Below are 5,783 nucleotides of genomic sequence, written 5' to 3'. Positions count from 1 at the left end.
ATACTAATTAATACAGTTTTACTAAAATATTATCTTCATATCTATATAATATGATATAATCATAATTACAAGACGATCTAACTTTATATCTAGGGGGAATACAATCAAATGGAAACTTTTTTTACTACTAAGCAATCAGAGGCATTTACCTCCATAGCTCCTTTTTTACAAAATTTTTTCAAAGAGGACATCTTGATATCCACTTCTGACACTGAAAAATATACATATATATTTGGAAATGAAAAATTCAATTTAAATGTAAAACCTGGCGATAAAATAACAAATTCAGGTTCTGATTACGCTGCAATGAAATCCAAAAAAATTGCCACAGAACGAATTCCAGAAAAAATTTTCGGGAAAGAAGTTGAATCCACGTCCATTCCAGTTATAGATGATAAAGGTATAGTAGTAGGATCTGCCGCAATAGTAAAAGATTTAAGCAGAAGTTATAAAATATCTAATTTATCACAATCTCTTTCAGATGCATTATCTAAAATCAGTGAATCTACCAACAGCATGTCAATAGATATACAAGCTATGGCAAAAACTAACAGCAGCATAAAGAGCAGCATTGAAGATACAAAAAATCAATCCAGTGAAACAGATGAAATATTGGCGTTTGTAAAAAATATAGCCAATCAAACTAATTTACTTGGCCTAAATGCTTCTATAGAAGCTGCCCGGGCTGGGGAATATGGTAAGGGATTTGATGTAGTAGCCCATGAAATTAGAAAGCTATCCTCTTCCAGTTCAGATTCTCTAAAAGAAATTGACGAGATTTTAAAAAAGATTCAATATTCCATATCGGATATATACAAAAATATGAATAGTATAAACGGTACCTTCAACGATGAAGTTTCAAAATTTGAAGACATAAATGCCATTTTACAAGAACTCTCAGCCAGTTCTCAAATATTAAAAGATATCGCCAACAATTATTAAAACGGAATATAGCAGATAAAATACCACATCATAGAAAAATTAACTATGATGTGGTTTATTTTTTTACTTACTGCAATACCCTTTTCATTTTTTTTGGCTGAACTCACTTATCAGATTATGATTCTGCAGATCATCCGAATACTGCAGTTCTTTTGTATACTCGTCCTTTTCCTTCTTCAGTTTTTCTGTCTCATTTACTTTAGTCCCAGATTTCAAATCATAGTAAGTGTTTGACCAGGATACATATAAGTTTTGTCCATCTATGAAAGAACCATTTCTAAAAATAACTTTCTGGCTGTTTCCGTTTAGCATGTCTTTACCAAACATATAATTTTGGGGTAAATTATACATATTAGCCAGTGTAGGGTATAAATCCATCTGGCAGGTATACCTATGGTTTACCCCTGCATACTCATCATTTGGAAAATGAAGCAATAAAGGTACTTTTTGATATTTAAACCAGGTATAATCATCGCTGCTGCTTTCATTTCCAAATTTAAAAAGCTGCTGGGCATTGTCTTTGGGAATGGCAAAATGATCTCCATACAAGGCTATAATAGAGTTTTGCATTATCCCATCTTTCTCAAGATTATCTAAAAATTTCCCAAGTTGTGCATCTGTATAGTGTATGGCTTTTAAATATTTTCCAATAAATGTTCCCTCATATTCGCCCACATTAAAATCTCCATATTTATCTACTGCTTCATAGGGGAAATGGCTCGTTAATGTGACTAAAAAAGAATAATAGGGCTGTTTGAAATTCTTCATTTTTTCCAGTGATTGATTTAAAAAGGATTTATCGCTTAACCCTAATCCTATTTTTTCATCTACATTAAAACTATGTTCCCCAAAGAAATCGTCAAAACTCTGAGCTTTATACATAACATTTCTGTTCCAAAATCCCTCACTATTACCATGTAAAGCTGCAGTATAATAATTTTTATCCTTCAGTGCAGCTGCCAGGGAATCATATTTGTTACCACTGTAAGTATAATAGGCAGCCCCGGACTGTGCTGGGTAAAGTGAATTGTTGGACATAAGCTCTGCATCTGATGTATTTCCTCCTGCAACCTGATAATAGTAATTGTCAAAATACATGCATTTATTTACCCATTTATTCAAATTTGGGGTAATTTCCTGACCATTTACCTTTTGATTTATCACAAAACCCTGCAGTGCTTCTACCTGAATCACTATCAGGTTTTTTCCCTCTCCTATGCCCTTAAAATTACTTTCCTCCGTAGAACTATTGTTTTTCTGTAAAAATGCTTTGATATCTTTTACCCTTTCCTCAGGCAAGTCTTTTGAATTTTTTACAGCATTGTTTATATAATTATAAGAATCTACCAAATGAAAATCTATATTTCCTATCATATTGGTTAAATATATTCTATTGCTCATAGCTGTAAGCAGTGTAGGCTGTTCTTTAGAAACCCTGTAAAAAACACCGGCATTTATTCCAATTCCCAATGCAAATATTATTAAAAAGCTCAATATTCTTTTAGGTAGAGGCTTCGAATTTTTTCTCCTCTTTTTATAAATTCTTCCTAAAGGAAGTAAAATAAACAAGTCCAAAAAATAATAAAGGTCTTTTGCACTAGCCACACTGCCTACACTTGATGACACTCCCTGTAATAATTTAGCATTCCTTATAGCAGCCACTGTGGTTATATCCTTGAAATATCTATAATACATCAAATCTGCCACAAGTATTGCACTTAACACAATATCGACTATGTATAAAAAACTAGTCCTATTTTTTTCTTTAAAAAGAAATGAAAAACTTATTAATATCAATATTGATGCAGCTATTGGGAAAATCACAGACTTGTCCATATAGCCTGAAGATATGCTCTTTTCATAGGAGATAAGTTTTACATAAACTATGCTAAAAAATAAAATAACATCTATATTATTAGCCAATAAATTAAATAATCCATCAAACATTCTTCTGTTTTTAACATGTATAAACCTCATTTTATTTCCTCTCTTCTAAGCAATCACTTTAAATATAAGTTAGATCTTAGATTATATTTTATATCATTTACGTGACACTTAAATGACAGGTTTTTTAACATTCTGTTAACAAATTCATAATCTATTATTAATAAAAGCTTCTTATTCATGTATTTTATGCATAACAAAATAAAATATAACCCCTTTATCTGTATTTCTTACACCATATTTGTAACCGTGCAATTCCAATATATTTTTAACTATGGCAAGACCAATGCCAGTACCGCCTAATTCCCTGTTTCTGGACTTATCTATTTTATAAAAATTGTTCCATATCTTATCCATATCTTCTTCTGGTATATTCTTTCCAGTATTTTCTACAGATATAATAACCTCATTTCCACTTTCTGTCATGGAAAAGTTTATATTTCCACTCTCTTCTGTATTTTTTATAGCATTGGTAGTAAAATTGACCATAACCTGTTCCATTTTATTCCAGTCAGCATACACCTTAACATTCTTCAGCATTTTAAAATCGACTCTTATATTTTTATCTTTTATAATCTTTAAAAATTTTCTGGATGCAGAAATTATGAGTTCATCCATAAAAAATATCTCCTTATCCAATTTAATCGTACCGGATTCAAGGTGAGATAAATTGAGCATATCTGCTACCAGATTTGCCATCTTGTTGCTTTCATCTATTATGACATCAATGTAATAGTCCTTTTCATCCGCTTTAAATATATTATCCTTTAACCCCTCCGCATATCCCTCTATTAAATTTATTGGAGTTTTAAGTTCATGAGATACGGAAGCCACAAATTCTTTTCTAACTTTTTCTATTCTCCTCTCCCTTTCTATGTCTTTTTCCAATTTTTCATTGGCCTTTTTAAGTGAAGTTAAAGCTTTATCTAAGTTATCAGATAAAAAGTTCATAGTATTTGCTAAATTTCCTATTTCGTCTTCATTTTTAATATCACATTTTTCCGAAAAATCAAGTGACGCCATCTTCTTTGCAGTATCATTTAACTTAACCAGAGGCTTTGATACCATATTTGTATATATAAGAGAGAGCATGAGTATTAATACTACTGCACCTATATAAAAATATATATAAAACTCTTTTATTACGGAAGATGCTTCATCCACCGGCTGAAGTGAAGTCACTGCAAATATTATCTCTTCCTTTTTATTGTCTGGAACAGCCGTGAGGATATTTTTTCTCCCATAGATTTCTCTATCAGTAATTACAGTTACAGCTTTATTGTATTTTTTCATCTCATTTAAAAGGTTAGAATTTTCTGCCCATTTTACTATAATATCATCTATTATCTTTATTCTAACCGCATCATAATTTTCATTGTTCAATTTTGTTATAAATTTTATTTTATCATATTTATCCATTATAACCAATTTAGCATTATTATCTTCTTCAAAACTTCTTATAATATCTATTACTTCATCTTCATCCTTTGCCCTATTATAAACTGCTTTAAATTTTTGTGTCTCATTCTGTAAACTTTTTTCCTTCCTATTTATATAGAATTTTCCAAAAAATAACGATTGAAAAATCAGAGTGCTACTTATAAAAATTATAAACACCAAAGTGGTTATTATAAATAATTTCCAGGTTATATTTTTTCTTATCTTTAATATAAATCTATTTTCCCAGAAAATGTTTTTTATCTTCATTATTTTTTACCTCAAATTTATAACCAATTCCCCTGACTGTAGTTATTAAATAGGACTTTACTCCTAATTTTTCTCTCAATCTTTTAACATGAGTATCTACTGTCCTAAGATCTCCATAGTAGTCCAATCCCCATATAGAATCTAAAATTTTTTCCCTGCTCAAGACTATGTTCTTATTTTTTATTAAATAGCACAGCAGTTCAAACTCTTTTGGTGAAAGATATACGGTTTCCCCATCTACTTTTACTTCATGTCCTTCCTCATTTATAAAAATACCGCCATAAATATTTTCTCTCACGCTGTCATCTTCATCGTAAACTCTTTTTAAAAGCGCCTTTACCTTAGCTACTAAAATTTTAGGACTTATAGGTTTGGTAACATAACTGTCTGTACCCAATTGAAATCCCAAAAGTTGATCTTCATCTTCAGCTCTAGCAGTAAGCATAATTATTGGAACATTTGAAATTTTTCTAAGCTCCTTACAGGCTGCCCATCCATCCATTACAGGCATCATTATATCAAGTACTACCAAATCCACCTGGTTTTTCTTAAATTTTTCAAGCGCATCCCGGCCATTTTCCGCCAAAATGACATTCAATCCCTCTCTTTTCAAATATGCCTCTATGAGAACTCTCATCCTCTGTTCATCGTCCACCATCAAAATAGTTCTATTCATCTTATATATATCCCCTAAATATATTATTTTAAAAATACAAATCATTTTATCCATTTACATTAATATAATATAGGAAATAAAATAATTTGTACAGAAATTTTTATATTATATAAAAAAGAATACCTCAAGATTTATTTTGAGGCAACTTCTTTTCCAATATTCCAATCCATCAATTTTTTTTATCAATATAGCTATTGTAGATATTTTCAAGATATTTTTTGGGTTCAGGCATAGGATAATTCTTCCCTTTTTTTCTCAGTTTTTTATGTTCATCATAACGTTTCACTATCCTATTCCAATCTTCAGGATAATTCTGCTTAAACATTCCTATAAATCCCTCTAAGCTGGAATCTTCTTTTAAATCACCAAATATTTTTTCAATTTTATCGGTTTTATCTTTTATTAACTGTGACTTTGAAACATGTACTTTTCCCATAATATAACCAACCCCTCTCTATATTTTATATTCTCCCCCTTTTACATAAATCCTTCAAATATTTATAAAATTTAAATT

Annotated in this window: 5 protein-coding genes; 1 reads left to right on the top strand and 4 read right to left on the bottom strand. The window is 30.3% G+C overall.

Annotated elements, in window-relative coordinates:
- The first annotated feature begins 108 nt into the window (after positions 1-108).
- Positions 109-942, top strand: a complete 834-nt coding sequence (locus tag J5G60_RS16140; protein WP_150356009.1) for a methyl-accepting chemotaxis protein — start codon at positions 109-111, stop codon at positions 940-942.
- Positions 943-1,026: 84 nt separating this feature from the next.
- Here J5G60_RS16140 and J5G60_RS16135 read toward each other — a convergent pair whose 3' ends face one another.
- The 4 genes from J5G60_RS16135 to J5G60_RS16120 all read right to left on the bottom strand — a co-directional run bounded on the left by J5G60_RS16135 (position 1,027) and on the right by J5G60_RS16120 (position 5,705).
- Positions 1,027-2,919: an LTA synthase family protein gene (locus J5G60_RS16135; protein ID WP_150356008.1), complete on the bottom strand. Its 1,893-nt coding sequence runs from the start codon at positions 2,917-2,919 to the stop codon at positions 1,027-1,029.
- A gap of 141 nt (positions 2,920-3,060) precedes the next feature.
- Positions 3,061-4,593, bottom strand: coding sequence for a HAMP domain-containing sensor histidine kinase (locus J5G60_RS16130; protein WP_150356007.1), 1,533 nt, complete (start codon positions 4,591-4,593; stop codon positions 3,061-3,063).
- A complete protein-coding gene (locus J5G60_RS16125; protein WP_150356006.1) occupies positions 4,562-5,269 on the bottom strand; it encodes a response regulator transcription factor in 708 nt (235 codons plus the stop codon). Before J5G60_RS16125 ends, J5G60_RS16130 begins: the two co-directional genes overlap by 32 nt.
- Positions 5,270-5,438: 169 nt before the next feature.
- On the bottom strand, positions 5,439-5,705 hold the full coding sequence (locus J5G60_RS16120; protein ID WP_150356005.1) for a hypothetical protein: 267 nt from the start codon (positions 5,703-5,705) through the stop codon (positions 5,439-5,441).
- Positions 5,706-5,783 lie beyond the last annotated feature (78 nt).

The sequence above is a fragment of the Clostridium sp. HV4-5-A1G genome, assembly GCF_900184915.1.
GTDB lineage: Bacteria > Bacillota > Clostridia > Clostridiales > Clostridiaceae > Clostridium_B > Clostridium_B aromativorans.
Note: the sequence above shows the minus strand (reverse complement) of the source record. Positions and strands in the feature narration are given on the sequence as shown.

Bases quoted from the DNA above. Each gene is read 5' to 3' on its own strand.
- J5G60_RS16125 (WP_150356006.1), bottom strand. From the start codon at position 5,269: ATGAATAGAACTATTTTGATGGTGGACGATGAACAGAGGATGAGAGTT.
- J5G60_RS16140 (WP_150356009.1), top strand. From the start codon at position 109: ATGGAAACTTTTTTTACTACTAAGCAATCAGAGGCATTTACCTCCATA.
- J5G60_RS16135 (WP_150356008.1), bottom strand. From the start codon at position 2,919: ATGAGGTTTATACATGTTAAAAACAGAAGAATGTTTGATGGATTATTT.
- J5G60_RS16130 (WP_150356007.1), bottom strand. From the start codon at position 4,593: ATGAAGATAAAAAACATTTTCTGGGAAAATAGATTTATATTAAAGATA.
- J5G60_RS16120 (WP_150356005.1), bottom strand. From the start codon at position 5,705: ATGGGAAAAGTACATGTTTCAAAGTCACAGTTAATAAAAGATAAAACC.